This window comes from Streptomyces sp. NPDC054849 (assembly GCF_053610945.1).
Genome location: NZ_JBSGZI010000017.1, coordinates 58,027 through 70,791, shown reverse-complemented (window position 1 = coordinate 70,791; position 12,765 = coordinate 58,027). Strand labels below are relative to the sequence as shown.

Annotated in this window: 12 protein-coding genes; 7 read left to right on the top strand and 5 right to left on the bottom strand. The window is 72.4% G+C overall.

All coding sequences use genetic code 11. The features are described from left to right. Window positions 1-235: 235 nt before the first annotated feature. Window positions 236-886 (top strand): DUF4360 domain-containing protein, encoded by a 651-nt coding sequence (locus ACWGIF_RS10850; protein WP_453494219.1) that lies wholly within the window; start codon window positions 236-238, stop codon window positions 884-886. 195 nt (window positions 887-1,081) lie between these two features. Here ACWGIF_RS10850 and ACWGIF_RS10845 read toward each other — a convergent pair whose 3' ends face one another. Next, complete coding sequence (locus ACWGIF_RS10845) at window positions 1,082-2,125, bottom strand: LacI family DNA-binding transcriptional regulator (RefSeq protein WP_453494216.1); 1,044 nt, start codon at window positions 2,123-2,125, stop codon at window positions 1,082-1,084. Window positions 2,126-2,252: 127 nt separating this feature from the next. Further along, a complete protein-coding gene (locus tag ACWGIF_RS10840; protein WP_453494213.1) occupies window positions 2,253-2,657 on the bottom strand; it encodes a hypothetical protein in 405 nt (134 codons plus the stop codon). Window positions 2,658-2,827: 170 nt separating this feature from the next. Here ACWGIF_RS10840 and sigJ point away from each other — a divergent pair, with 170 nt between their 5' ends. Then, window positions 2,828-3,781: an RNA polymerase sigma factor SigJ gene (gene sigJ, locus ACWGIF_RS10835; protein WP_453494210.1), complete on the top strand. Its 954-nt coding sequence runs from the start codon at window positions 2,828-2,830 to the stop codon at window positions 3,779-3,781. 195 nt (window positions 3,782-3,976) lie between these two features. Here the strand turns inward: sigJ and ACWGIF_RS10830 are convergent, their stop codons facing one another. Together ACWGIF_RS10830 and ACWGIF_RS10825 are read right to left on the bottom strand one after the other, a co-directional pair. After that, a complete protein-coding gene (locus ACWGIF_RS10830) occupies window positions 3,977-5,422 on the bottom strand; it encodes a glycoside hydrolase family 16 protein (protein ID WP_453494207.1) in 1,446 nt (481 codons plus the stop codon). Between the two features lie 443 nt (window positions 5,423-5,865). Then, window positions 5,866-6,084: a hypothetical protein gene (locus ACWGIF_RS10825; RefSeq protein WP_453494205.1), complete on the bottom strand. Its 219-nt coding sequence runs from the start codon at window positions 6,082-6,084 to the stop codon at window positions 5,866-5,868. 311 nt (window positions 6,085-6,395) lie between these two features. On the opposite strand from ACWGIF_RS10825, the gene ACWGIF_RS10820 reads away from it, so the two are divergent. Further along, the gene (locus ACWGIF_RS10820; RefSeq protein ID WP_453494202.1) at window positions 6,396-6,623 is read left to right on the top strand and encodes an acyl-CoA carboxylase subunit epsilon; all 228 of its coding nucleotides are present in this window, start codon (window positions 6,396-6,398) and stop codon (window positions 6,621-6,623) included. Window positions 6,624-6,673: 50 nt separating this feature from the next. Here the strand turns inward: ACWGIF_RS10820 and ACWGIF_RS10815 are convergent, their stop codons facing one another. Then, the gene (locus ACWGIF_RS10815) at window positions 6,674-8,308 is read right to left on the bottom strand and encodes an FAD-dependent oxidoreductase (RefSeq protein WP_453494199.1); all 1,635 of its coding nucleotides are present in this window, start codon (window positions 8,306-8,308) and stop codon (window positions 6,674-6,676) included. 274 nt (window positions 8,309-8,582) lie between these two features. Between ACWGIF_RS10815 and ACWGIF_RS10810 the strand changes: the two genes are divergently transcribed. The 4 genes from ACWGIF_RS10810 to ACWGIF_RS10795 all read left to right on the top strand — a co-directional run bounded on the left by ACWGIF_RS10810 (window position 8,583) and on the right by ACWGIF_RS10795 (window position 12,748). Then, on the top strand, window positions 8,583-9,680 hold the full coding sequence (locus ACWGIF_RS10810) for a SchA/CurD-like domain-containing protein (RefSeq protein WP_453494196.1): 1,098 nt from the start codon (window positions 8,583-8,585) through the stop codon (window positions 9,678-9,680). Between the two features lie 121 nt (window positions 9,681-9,801). Beyond that, a complete protein-coding gene (locus tag ACWGIF_RS10805) occupies window positions 9,802-10,245 on the top strand; it encodes a cupin domain-containing protein (protein ID WP_453494193.1) in 444 nt (147 codons plus the stop codon). Continuing rightward, on the top strand, window positions 10,242-11,513 hold the full coding sequence (locus ACWGIF_RS10800) for a beta-ketoacyl-[acyl-carrier-protein] synthase family protein (protein WP_453494190.1): 1,272 nt from the start codon (window positions 10,242-10,244) through the stop codon (window positions 11,511-11,513). The genes ACWGIF_RS10805 and ACWGIF_RS10800 overlap by 4 nt, the downstream gene beginning before the upstream one ends. Further along, window positions 11,510-12,748, top strand: coding sequence for a beta-ketoacyl synthase N-terminal-like domain-containing protein (locus ACWGIF_RS10795; protein WP_453494187.1), 1,239 nt, complete (start codon window positions 11,510-11,512; stop codon window positions 12,746-12,748). The genes ACWGIF_RS10800 and ACWGIF_RS10795 overlap by 4 nt, the downstream gene beginning before the upstream one ends. Window positions 12,749-12,765 lie beyond the last annotated feature (17 nt).

Sequence of the window (12,765 nt, the reverse complement as noted above, 5' to 3'; positions counted from 1 at the left end):
GCCCGGCGCCCCGGCCGGCTCCCGACCCCGCTGATTGCCTGAAGGATCCCGCCGATGCTAGGGACGAACCGGGACAATCGGCCGGTGCGACTCGGCCCGCCGCGTCTCCTGAGGCCGATCGGCCGAACGGCATGCGCTGGTTGACCGTTTCTGCGGTGAATCGTTTCGGCCAAGGAGGTGAGACGACGTACCCGCCGGCCGTCCGAGGCGCCCGCGGACGGCTATCCATGTCGATGTGATCAAGTCGCTCCGTACCGGATTCACCGCAGCCGCCGTGACCGCAACGCTCGTCACGCTCTCTCCCTCGGCCGGGGCCAGCCCCTCGGCTCCCCTCGACGAAGTGACCGTGGACGTCGCCACCGTCAACGGATCGGGCTGCCGCCCAGGCAGTGCCACCGTCGCCGTGGCGCCGGACAACTCGGCCTTCACCGTCACCTACAGCGAGTACGTGGCCCAGGCCGGCGGCGGCGCCCCCGCCGTCGAGGGCCGCAAGAACTGTCTCCTCTCCCTCCAGGTGCACGTCCCTCAGGGCTACACCTACGCCGTGGCCCAGGTCGACTACCGGGGCTTCGGCAGCCTGCAGGAGGGCGCGGTCGGCACGCAGAAGGCCAGCTACTACTTCCAGGGCATGAGCCAGACCGCCCAGCGCACCCACAAGTTCACCGGACACCTCGACGACAACTGGCAGGCGACCGACACCACGGGCATCGAGGCCCTGGTGTTCGCACCCTGCGGCGAGCAGCGCAACTTCAACATCAACACCGAGCTGCGCGCGGAAGTGGGCACCTCGGACCCGTCGCAGACCAGCTTCATGGCCCTCGACTCTACGGACGGCAGCATCAACAGCGTGTACCACTTCTCCTGGAAGAAGTGCCCCGTGCGCTGACCCGGGAAAGCTCCCCTCCCCGGTCGCCGGGGCCCGCCGTCGCGCGGGCCCCGGCTGCTGTGCCCGAGGGCCGCGTCAGGCCGACGGCGGGGTCGGGCCGACGGCCGCGTCGGACCGAAGGCAGCCCCGTCAGGCCGACGGTCGCATCGAAGGCCGCCCCGTCAGGCCGACGGCCGGGTCAGGCCGAAGGCCCCGTCAGGCCGACGCGCGCCGCACCAGCGCCGTGGCGGTGATCACCGGACCGGGCGCGGGGAGTCCGTCCGGGCCGCCGTTCAGGATGCGCATCAGAAGCCGCGCCATCAGGCGCCCCATGCCCTCGACGTCCTGACGCACCGTCGTCAGCGGCGGCTCGGCGCTCTCCGCCACCGGCTCGGCGTCGTCGAAGCCCACCAGCGCCACGTCCCCCGGTACCGTCCTGCCATGCTCCCGCAGTACCCGCAGCGCGCCGGTCGCCATCAGGTCGTTCCCGGCGAAGACGGCGTCGATCCCGGCGTCGCGGGACAGCAGTTCGGCCATCGCGCGGGCACCGCCCGCCGCGGTGAAGTCCCCTTCGGCGAACAGCTCGGGACCGGCGGCCGGGAGCACGTCCCGGTAGCCGCTCAGCCGGTCGGCCGCCGAGGTCTGGTCGAGCGGGCCGGCGATGTGCGCGATCCGCCGCCGGCCCTGGGCGAGCAGGTACCGTACGGCGTCTCGCGCACCGCCGCGGTTGTCCGCGTCGACATAGGCCACGCCACCGGTCTCGCCGGGGTCCGCGGTCCAGCCGGGGCGGCCGCCGTAGACCGTGGGCAGGCCGATCCGGCGGGTGATGGCGGGCAGCGGATCGTCGGTGTGCAGGGAGAAGGCGAGCGCCCCGTCGACGTGGCCGCCGGCCAGGTAGCGCTCGATCCGGTCGTAGTCGCCCCGGTCCTCCACGAGCAGCAGGACCAGCTGGGCGTCGTGGGCGGTCAACTCCTTGCTGATGCCCCGGACCTGGCGGGAGAAGAAGGGGTCCGAGAAGATCCGGACCTCCGGCTCGGCGATGATCACCGCGACGGCCCCGGTGCGCCGGGTCACCAGGGTGCGGGCGGCGGGGTTGGGCACGTACCCGAGGTCCCGGATCGCCTCGCGCACCCGGTCCGCGAGATGCGTCCGCACGCCGTCGCCGCCGTTGACCACACGGGAGGCGGTGGCCCGGGACACCCCGGCGCGCGCCGCGACGGCCTCCAGGGTGGGGCGGGTGCCGGGACGCGGTTCGGGCACGGGTGGCTCCTCCAGGATGCGCATGGGCGGGCGGCCTCGCCGGACAGCAGGGTAACCGCTGCGAAGCCCGCGTAAGCGCGGCACCCGAGGACCTCGGGGTCAGTGGGCCTTGATGGCCTGGTAGGCGTTACCGGGTACGTCGCGGGGTGATGCCGCGCACAGTGGACAGCACCCTGCCCAGTGCCAGCACGCTCAGGCCGAACATCAGTATGCCCAGGGGGACATGGAGCGACGGCATGTGCGCGATGCCGAGGATCACCTGCACCGAGGCGAGCGCGAGGAAGCCGGACGCGTACAGGATGGGGCGGGGGGAACCGCCGCCCGGCCGCCATGCCAGGATCGCGGCGAGAACGTACAGCATCGACGCGCCGTACATCACGCGCGATCCGACATCGTGCAGTACCGCGCCGAGGGATGAGGACAGCAGCATCCCGGCGGTGACCGCCTGGAAGAAGAGGGCCGAGGTCTGCAAGGCGATCGCTATGCGCAGGAATGCGGATCCGCCCGGTGCTGTCGTCGTCTGTACGGCCATGATGTGGTCCTCTCCTCCGCCTCGCGGCAGTGGCTCGGTAATCTGTCAGCAGTCCGACGACGTGGGCCCGCGAAATGTGAGGTGAAGCGTCAACCTCACAACCCGGTATGGCGTTTCGCCTTGGGTGAGGGGGCGGAAGCAGATGAGGAAACCAGGGAGCGCGCCGCTACATGAGTACATTGTCCGAGCCGGCGCACGACCGGTCTGAGCCAGGCCCGAGCGTGATCGTCGGCGAGCGGCGCCAGCTGATCAATCTTGCCTATCGGCTGCTCGGCTCGCTGGCCGAGGCCGAGGACGCGGTGCAGGAGGCCTACGCCCGCTGGTACTCGATGTCGCGGCGGCAACAGGAGGCCATCGCCTCGCCCGGCGCCTGGTTGACGACGGTGGCCAGCCGGGTGTGCCTGGACGTGCTCGGCTCGGCGCGGGTCCGGCGCGAGCACTACGTCGGCGCGTGGATACCCGAGCCGCTGCCCGACCGTACCGAGTGGATCAGCGGACGGACGGGCGGCGGCAGGGCCGAGCCGGCCGACCCCGCCGACCGGATCACCCTGGACGAGTCGGTGAGCATGGCCTTCCTCGTCGTACTGGAGTCGATGACGCCGGCCGAACGCGTGGCGTTCATCCTTCACGACGTCTTCAGGTACCCCTTCGCGGAGGTCGCCGCGATCATCGGACGCACGCCCGCGGCCTGTCGGCAGCTGGCGTCCTCGGCCCGTCGGCGTGTGCGGGACGCGCACGCCCCAGTGGCTCCGTCGTCCGGGCAGGCCGGTCTGGTGCGGCACTTCAAGGAGGCGTGGGAGGCCAAGGACATCGAGGCCCTCGTCGGCCTCCTCGACCCCGACGCCGCGATGGTCGCCGACGGTGGCGGCATGGTCGGCACCGTCCTGCACCCGGTCGAGGGCAGCGAGCTCATCGCCGCCTATCTGATCCACATCGCCGACAAGGCTCCTGGACTGACGCTCCTGGAGCGGACGGTCAACGGCCGCCCCGGACTGGTCGCCCAACACACCGGCGTCACCGTGACCGTGGCCGCGTTCGGCCTCGCCGGAGACCGCATCACCCGCATCTGGGCGGTCCGCAACCCGGAGAAGCTCCGTGCGTGGACCGAGAACCGCCGGCTCTGATCCGGCGCCACACCCAGGCGGCCGGACGGTGCCGGCGTTGCCGAGGTGTACGCCCGCACCGCGTCGGCGCCGCGCCCGCCCCGCGCCCCCCCGCACCCGCGGTGCGTCTCGTCGAGGGGCCCGTCACGCCGCCCGCCGGGGCGGCCGGTGTGGGGGAGCGCGGGTGCGAGGGTGCAGGCGTGCGCCGCTCTCCGCTCAGTGTCCGAAGTTGAACCAGTTGACGTTCACGAAGTCGGCGGGCTGGCCGCTGGTGAAGGTCAGGTAGACGTCGTGCGTGCCCGTGACCGCGGCGATGTTCGCGGGCACCGTACGCCAGCTCTGCCACCCGCCCGTGCCCGCGATCGAGAAGCTCCCGACCGGCGCGGCGCTCCGGCTGTCGAGCCGTACCTCGACGAGCCCGCTGACCCCGCCGGCCGCGCCGCTCGCCACGCGCCCGTAGAACTGCGTCGCCGGTGCGGAACCGAAGTCGACGGCCCTGAACAGGGCCCAGTCGCCGTTGCCGATCGTCGTGATGTCCTGGCCGCCGCCCGCGTCCGCGGTGGACTCCTTGAGCACGCCCGCCTGGCCGTCGTACGACTCGGCCTGGATCGCGGTGTACGCGTCGCGGTTGCCGGGCGGCGGGGTGGTCGGGGGCGTCGTCGGCGGAGTGGTCGGCGGTGTGGTGGGAGGTGTGGTGGGCGGCGTCGTGCCTCCGGTCGAACGCAGGACGGACACGTAGTCGACGACCATGGGATGGCCGGGCTCGGTACCCGCGTCGGGACCGCCGCCGAAGGCGTCGACGAAGCCGCCGCCCATGGCCACGTTGAGGATGATGAAGTAGCCGTGGTTCGTGGCGTTGGTCCAGGTGGTCGCGTCGACCTGATTCGCCCGTACCGTGTGGAAGTTGACGTCGTCGACGTAGAAGCGCATCTCCTCGACCGCGGTCGAGCGGTCCCACTCCACGGCGTAGGTGTGGAAGCCGGCCTGGCAGCTCGTGCCCGGGCAGACGTGTTGGCCGCCGATGCCGGACGTCTCGTTGCAGGGACCTCCGGGGCTCGTGCCGCAGTGCAGGGTGGCCCAGACGGTGTTGATGCCCTGGACGTTCTCGAGGATGTCGATCTCACCGATGCCGGGCCAGTTCCACCAGTTGCCCCGGTAGGGGGTACCGAGCATCCAGAACGCCGGCCAGTAGCCCCTGGCCGCCGGGCCGGTCACGTTCGGCATCTGGATGCGCGCCTCGGTGCGGAGCGTGCCGCCCGCCGGGGGCTGGAAGTCGGCCCGCCGGGTTTCGATGCGGCCGGACGTCCAGTTGCCGGCCGCGTCGCGCCGCGGCGTGATGCGCAGGTTGCCCGCGCCGTCGAGGGAGACGTTGGAGGGGTCGGCGGTCATCGTCTCGATCTCGCCGGTACCGAAGTTGGCGGGTCCGCCCGGGTAGCTGGTGCCGGTGGTGTACTGCCACTCGGCGGTGTTCACGCCCGATCCGGCGGGTCCGTCGAAGTCGTCCAGGAACACCCGGGACCAGCCGGCCGGTGTGGGGGGAGCCGCGGCGTTGGCGGGCAGGGTGACGCCGGCGGCCGCTGCCGCGACCACGGCGATCGTGCTCAGCGCGGCCAGGACGGCCCGCCGGACCGTCGGTCGTCTGCTGCCGGATATCTCACGCATGGGTGCCCTCTCTGAAGCGCGGTGAGGCGCGGGTGCGGGGAAGAGCCGGGGGCCACCGTTCTGAGAGCGCTCTCAAGGGTGGCCGCTGGACACTGTGCTCCGCGCCCTCGCGGGCGTCAAGAGATGGAACCTGGAAAGGGCCTGCGGGGAGGGGGAGTTCAACCAGTGAATGCGCGCGCGTCGAGGACCGCTGCGAGGCCGCCCGCGGAACCGGCAGCGACCCGCGCGCGAAACGGCTGCGATGCCGCCGCGACATGCCGCGAAACTTGCGCCGCGAAGCTTCCGCCGCGACGCGGGCCGCCGGGACACGGCCGCGACACCGCCCCCGGGACCCGAGCGGCGACATGGCGGCGGCTGAGCGGCGACATGGCCGCGGCGACCGGACGGTGCCGGACGGACGGTGCCGGACGGCGGTCTCACCCATGCGGCCCAACCCCCGCGCCTCAACGCGGCGGGCCGAGCACCTCCTCGGCACCGGGGAGCTCGTGGACGGACGCCGCCGTCCCGGTCAGCGGCAGCAGCCCGGCCAGCGGGCACGGCACGGGCGTCTCGTGGTCGACCTCCCACTGCCCGACCACGTTCCCGCCGGCGTGGTCCACGGTGCAGACGGCGTACAGATGGCCGGAGCAGCCCCGGCAGAGCAGGGGCCGGTGGCCGGTCACGGCCGGTCCGCCGGGAGCGCCGGGAGTGCCACGGCCGCGCGGACGGTGCGGCCCGAACCCCGCCCGGAGCGCGACCTGGAGGAGCGGACCGGGCTCTTCCCCGGCGTGCCGGGTCCACCGCGCGCTTGTAGCGTCGGTCGCGACAGGAGTCCTGGTGATCCGACAGGAGTCCCCCGGCCGGTTCGCGCATGCGGAACACGTCCCGTCAGCGCGCCGAGCCACCCGTGTGCCGCCCGCGTCGACGCCGAACCGGTCCGCCCCTCGCGACGCGACCGGGCGCACGCGCAGCCCCCGTGAGAGAGGCCGTGCCGATGTCGAACGATGTCCCGATAGCGAGCCTGCTGCGTGTGGAGAGGGGCGTGGCCGCCCCTGAGGAACTGGCCGCCATAGCGGTCGTCATCGCGTGTTACGCGCATCGGAACTCCCTCGGCCGCGACCGTGAGCACGACGCCGCGAGCGGCGCGGACTCCGGGTCCGGCCGCCGCCGCACCGTCCGGCCGGACGCCGGCTGCTGGGCAGGCTGCTGGGCCTGCCGCTGAGCCCCTTCCGCCGGCCGCCCGCAGGGCCGGCGGAAGGGGGGACGAGGTGGTCACGCCCGGCGCAGCACCGTAGAGAGGACCTCGTGCAGGGCCGCCCGGGGGTCGGCCACGGCGCCTTCGGAGCGCCAGGCCACGAACCCGTCCGGCCGTACGAGCACGGCGCCCTCGGCGCTCATCCGGTGGACCTCGGTCCAGTCGGCCGCGCCCTCCTGGACCAGGTCGGCATCCGGCCCGGAGCCGATGGTGTAGGCGTCCAGCCGCGCCGGCAGTTCCTCGGCGACCTGCTCCGCGGCCGCCCGCCACGGCGTCCCCGCCGCGCTGAGCAGTACGAAGGAGCGCTCGTACAGGTCCAGGGTGGAGAGCCGCTCACCGCCCCTGGTCAGCCACATGTGCGGGGCCCGGGTCCCGGTGTCGCCGGTCATCCGCAGCGTCTCCGGGATGACGGGCCGTCCGGGCTCCCCGCCCACGAAGGCGCCCTGCGGGTAGCAGTAGCCCATGGCGGTGGTGAGGACCCCGCTGCCCGGCCCGCCGCCCATGGTGGGCGGCGGCGCGTACCCGGGGTGGCTGTGTTCCGCCGAACGGGCCGACGCCCGCTCGCTGGTGGCCCGGGCGACCGGCAGTCGCTCGGCCTCGTAGGTGTCGAGCAGCTCGATGCCTGCCGACCCCTCCAGCACCGCGGCGATCTTCCACGCCAGGTTGTGGGCGTCCTGGATGCCCGTGTTGGAGCCGAAGGCCCCGGTGGGGGACATCTCGTGGGCCGCATCACCGGCCAGGAACACCCGTCCGGTCGAATACTGCTCCGCCACCCGTTCGGCGGCATGCCACGGCGCCTTGCCGCCGATCTCCACATCCAGGTCGGGTACGCCGATCGCCTCGCGGATCTGATCCACGCACCGCTCGTCGGTGAAGTCCTCCAGGGTTTCGCCCTGGTCCGGGTGCCAGGGGGCGTGGAAGACCCACTGGGTCTGGTTGTCCACCGGCAGCAGCGCCCCGTCCGCCCCCGGCCGCATCAGGTAGCAGACGATGAAGCGCAGATCGCCCAGCACCTTGACCAGCTGCTCCGAGCGGAACGTGACGCTGACGTTGTGGAACAGCTCTCCGTTACCCGTCTGGGGGATCCGGAGGGCTTCCCTGACGGGGCTGCGCGGACCGTCCGCCGCGATCAGGAAGTCGGCGCGCACCGTGACGTGCTCGCCCGTCTTGCGGTCCTTCACCACGGCGTTCACCCCCGTGGCGTCCTGGTCGAAGCTCATCAGTTCGGTGGAGAACCGGATGTCGGCGCCCTGCGCGCGGCTCTGCGCGGCCAGCACCGGCTCGATGTTGTTCTGGCTGCACAGGCACCAGCCGGTCGGACTGAAGCGGGCCAGCGCCCCGGACGGATCGATCGACTTGATCAGCCAGTTGTGGTCGCTCCTGTCGGTCAGTGAACGGGCTTGCAGAATGCCCTCAATGCCCTCCAGTACGGACGCCGCCCGGCGGATCGCGCGCTCCGCCCCGGCTGTGCGGAACAGCTCCATCGTCCGGGCGTTGATGCCACGGCCGCGCGGGTGCGGGGACGTACCGGAGTGCTTCTCGACCAGCAGGTGCCTCACTCCGTGGCGGCTCAGGAAAAGCGAGGTGGACAGGCCCACGAGGGAGCCGCCCACGACGAGAACCGGTACGCGAACATCGGCGTTGTCTTCCATCAGCTGCGGGCTCCTGTTTTCTGTGTGGGGGAGTGGACTCTTTATGCCCCCGATCCGAGATAAGGCCCGGTTGATTCGCCGGTTGTCACCCGCTTGATCCGGACATGTAGCGGTACGTCGCCACCCGGATGACGATGAGCGACAGCGGCTCCCCCTGAGACGCGCCGGCCTGCCACCCCCTTGGAGGCGGCCGCCGGCCCGGGCGGTCGCCACCGGTGACGGACGAGGGGTCCGTACGCGATGGATCTCCACCCCCTCATGAAGGAGTGAGTAGATGACAACCACCCTGTCCGAACGGGTGTCGCAGTCAGCCTTCGACGGCTCCATGCTCCGGGTCGTGCTGCTGATGGATCTCCACGAGGGGACCCAGCAGCGGTTCTTCGAGGCGTACGAGCAGCTCCGCCACGACATCGCGTCGGTCCCGGGCCACATCAGCGACCAGCTGTGCCAGTCCTTCGAGGACCCTTCGCAGTGGCTCATCACCAGCGAGTGGGAGAGCGCCCCGCAGTACCTCGCGTGGGTCAACAGCGAGCATCACGCCGAACAGGTGAAGCCGCTGGGGGCGTGCGCCCGCACGATGCGCCCGCTCAAGTTCACCGTCCTGCGCGAGACCGGCCGCGGCTACGACCATGCGGCCCGCCCCGTCACGGCGCGCCTGCAGTCCACCCCCCGCCTGGGCGCCGGGATCGTGCGCCACGCCCTCACCTTCACCGTCAAGCCGGGCAGCGAGAAGCAGGTGGCGGACATCCTCTCCAGCTACGCCTCGCCGGCGGCCCGTGTCGACGACCACACCCGCCTGTGCCGTACGTCGCTCTTCATGCACGGCAACCGGGTCGTACGGACGGTGGAGGTCCAGGGTGACCTGGTGACGGCCCTGCGGCACGTCTCCGAGCAGCCTGAGGTGCGCGCGGTCGAGGAGGCCATCAATCCCCACCTCGAACAGGACCGGAACCTGAACGACCCCGAGTCCGCCCGGATGTTCTTCATGCGCGCCGCGCTCCCGGCGGTCCACCACATCGCCGCGCCGGAGCCCGACTCCGCCGACGTGCAGCGGCACGCGCTCTTCTACCAGGCCAAGCCCGGCTGCGGTACGGCCCTCGCCAAGTTCCTCGCCCGGCAGGACGAGGCGGCCGCACACCGCCCGGCGAGCCCCGTTCGGAGCAGCAGCATCTTCCAGCGTGACGACATCGTCGTCCGTCTCATCGACGTGCGCGGCCCGCTCGACGCCGAGCCGGAGACCACCTTCGGCGTCTCGGGGCCGCGCAAGGCAGCGGTGCTCGACCGGCTGACGGCCCCGGCCGAGGGGCGGGTCCGCGCCGCGCACCACACCATGAACCTGATCTCCGACCGCCGGGCCCCCGCGCAGTCCTGATCCTCCCCGGTCCACCGTTCCCCGAGCCCCCGGCTCCCTCCCCTCAACCCCTCTCCCCTCATCCCCCACCCCATCCCCGCATCCGCGCCAGGCCCTGACCACACGCCAGGAGGAACCCGCCATGACCAAACAGCGCCCACGCATCGTGGACCTCAGCGAGACGCCGCCGAACCGCCGGCGCGGCGGTGACCTGAGGGCCGTGCTCACCCCGACCTCGGTGGGTTCCACCAGCGGCTTCATGGGTCTGGCCCTCATGGCCCCCGGCGAGTCGATCGCCGAGCACTACCACCCGTACTCCGAGGAGTTCGTGTACGTGGTCAGCGGCCGGCTGGAGGTCGACCTCGACGGCGAGACCCACCCGCTGCGCACCGACCAGGGGCTGTTGGTCCCCCTCAACGTGCGCCACCGGTTCCGCAACGTCGGGGACACCGAGGCCCGCATGGTCTTCCACCTCGGCCCGCTCGCCCCGCGCCCCGAGCTCGGGCACGTGGACACCGAGCAGGCCCCGCACCCGGAGGGCACCGCCTGGGAGCAGCCGCCGGACCGCACGGGGGTGGTCTCATGACCCGCCGGCGGGTGGCCGTCACCGGAGTCGGCGTCGTCGCACCCGGCGGCATCGGCGTCCGCGACTTCTGGGACCTGTTGTCGAACGGCCGTACCGCGACACGGGGCATCAGTCTTTTCGACCCGACGGGATTCCGCTCCCGGATAGCCGCGGAGGTCGACTTCGACCCCGCCGCGCACGGCCTCGGCGAGGACGAGACGGCCCGGGCGGACCGGTACATCCAGTTCGCCCTCGTCGCCGCCCGTGAGGCCGTCCGCGACGCGGGCCTCGACCTCACCACGGACGAGGCCTGGCGGACCGGCGTGTCCCTCGGCACGGCAGTCGGAGGCACCACCCGACTGGAGCACGACTACGTCGCCGTGAGCCAGTCCGGCGCCTGGTGGGATGTGGACGAGAAGCGCGCCGGGCCCCACCTGAACCGGGCCTTCACGCCCGCCACCCTCGCCTCCGCCGTCGCGGAGGAGACGGGCGCGCGCGGCCCGGTCCAGACCGTCTCCACCGGCTGCACCTCCGGACTCGACGCCATCGGGTACGCCGTCCACTCCATCGCGGAGGGCCGGATGGACGTGTGCATCGCCGGCGCCTCCGACTCACCCATATCGCCGATCACCGTGGCCTGCTTCGACGCCATCAAGGCGACCTCGCCGAACAACGACGACCCGGCCCACGCCTCCCGGCCGTTCGACGCAGACCGGGACGGGTTCGTCCTCGGCGAGGGCGGCGCCGTCCTCGTACTCGAAGAGCTGGAACACGCCCGCGCCCGCGGTGCGACCGTCTACTGCGAGATCGGCGGGTACGCCACCTTCGGCAACGCCCACCACATGACCGGGCTGACCGCCGAGGGCCTGGAGATGGCCCGGGCCATCGAAACCGCCCTGGCCCAGGCCGGTATCCGCGCCGACGAGATCGACTACGTCAACGCGCACGGTTCCGGCACCAAGCAGAACGACCGCCACGAGACGGCGGCCGTCAAGCGGGTCCTCGGCGACCACGCCTACAAGACGCCGATGACCTCCATCAAATCCATGGTGGGTCACTCCCTCGGCGCCATCGGAGCGATCGAACTCGCGGCCTGCGTACTCGCCATGACCCACCAGGTGGTACCGCCGACCGCGAACTACGAGACGCCCGACCCCGAGTGCGACCTGGACTACGTGCCCCGCGTCGCCCGCGGCCGGAAACTGCGCAGCGTGCTCTCCGTGGGCAGCGGCTTCGGCGGCTTCCAGTCCGCCGTGGTCATGACCCGGCCGAAAGAGGAGGTCTCGTGACCAGCCGTACGGTCATCACGGGCATCGGGGTCATCGCGCCCAACGGCGTGGGCGCCGACGCCTTCTGGAAGGCGACCCAGTCCGGCGTCAGTGTGCTGGACCGCGTCACCCGGGCGGGGTGCGAGCACCTGCCGCTGCGCGTCGCGGGCGAGGTCCGGGGCTTCGACCCGGGCGCCATGGTCGAGGACCGCTTCCTCGTCCAGACCGACCGCTTCACCCACCACGCCCTGGCCGCGGCCGATCTCGCCCTGGTGGACGCCCGGCTCGGCCGGGCCGACTACGAGGACGACCCCTTCTCCGTCGGCGTCGTCACCGCAGCCGGCTCAGGCGGCGGCGAGTTCGGCCAGCGCGAGCTGCAGCACCTCTGGGAGCAGGGGCCGCGGTTCGTGGGCCCGTACCAGTCGATCGCCTGGTTCTACGCGGCGAGCACCGGCCAGATCTCCATCCGCCGCGGGCTGAAGGGCCCCTGCGGGGTCGTGGCCAGCGACGAGGCGGGCGGGCTGGACGCCTTCGCGCACGCCGCCCGGGCGATCCGCCAGGGCAGCCGGGCCATGCTGGTCGGGGCCACGGAGGCACCCCTCGCGCCGTACTCCATCGTCTGCCAGCTGGAGTACGAGGGACTGAGCACCCTGGACGACCCCGAGCGCGCCTACCGGCCGTTCACCGCGAAGGCCTGCGGGTTCGTCCCCGCGGAGGGCGGCGCGATGTTCGTCGTCGAGGACGAGGACGAGGTCCGCCGCCGCGGCGCCACCGTACGCGCCGTCCTGGCGGGCCACGCCGCGACCTTCACCGGCACCCGGCGACGGGACGAGTCCGGCGAGGGGCTGGCCCACGCCATCCGCGGCGCCCTGCGGGAGGCCGCGTGCGCTCCCGAGGAGATCGACGTGGTCTTCGCCGACGCCCTCGGAACCCCGGAGGCCGACACGGCGGAGGCGGCCGCCATCGCCGACGCCCTCGGCGGACACGGGCAGAAGGTGCCGGTGACGGCCCCCAAGTCCGGTACCGGCCGGGCGTACTGTGCGGCGCCCGCCCTCGACACCGCGGCCGCGGTCCTGGCGCTGGAGCACGGCGTCGTGCCGCCGACCCCGAACGTCTACGACGTGTGCCACGACCTCGACGTGGTGACCGGCAGCGCCCGCTCCGCGGAGCTGCGCACCGCACTCGTCCTCAGCCGCGGCCGGATGGGATCGAACTCCGCACTCGTCATCCGCAAAGGCTCCCCGGCGACCACGTAGTCGGAGTGGTTCGGCGG

Bases quoted from the DNA above. Each gene is read 5' to 3' on its own strand.
- ACWGIF_RS10800 (WP_453494190.1), top strand. From the start codon at position 10,242: ATGACCCGCCGGCGGGTGGCCGTCACCGGAGTCGGCGTCGTCGCACCC.
- ACWGIF_RS10840 (WP_453494213.1), bottom strand. From the start codon at position 2,657: ATGGCCGTACAGACGACGACAGCACCGGGCGGATCCGCATTCCTGCGC.
- ACWGIF_RS10805 (WP_453494193.1), top strand. From the start codon at position 9,802: ATGACCAAACAGCGCCCACGCATCGTGGACCTCAGCGAGACGCCGCCG.
- sigJ (WP_453494210.1), top strand. From the start codon at position 2,828: ATGAGTACATTGTCCGAGCCGGCGCACGACCGGTCTGAGCCAGGCCCG.
- ACWGIF_RS10820 (WP_453494202.1), top strand. From the start codon at position 6,396: ATGTCGAACGATGTCCCGATAGCGAGCCTGCTGCGTGTGGAGAGGGGC.
- ACWGIF_RS10810 (WP_453494196.1), top strand. From the start codon at position 8,583: ATGACAACCACCCTGTCCGAACGGGTGTCGCAGTCAGCCTTCGACGGC.
- ACWGIF_RS10830 (WP_453494207.1), bottom strand. From the start codon at position 5,422: ATGCGTGAGATATCCGGCAGCAGACGACCGACGGTCCGGCGGGCCGTC.
- ACWGIF_RS10815 (WP_453494199.1), bottom strand. From the start codon at position 8,308: ATGGAAGACAACGCCGATGTTCGCGTACCGGTTCTCGTCGTGGGCGGC.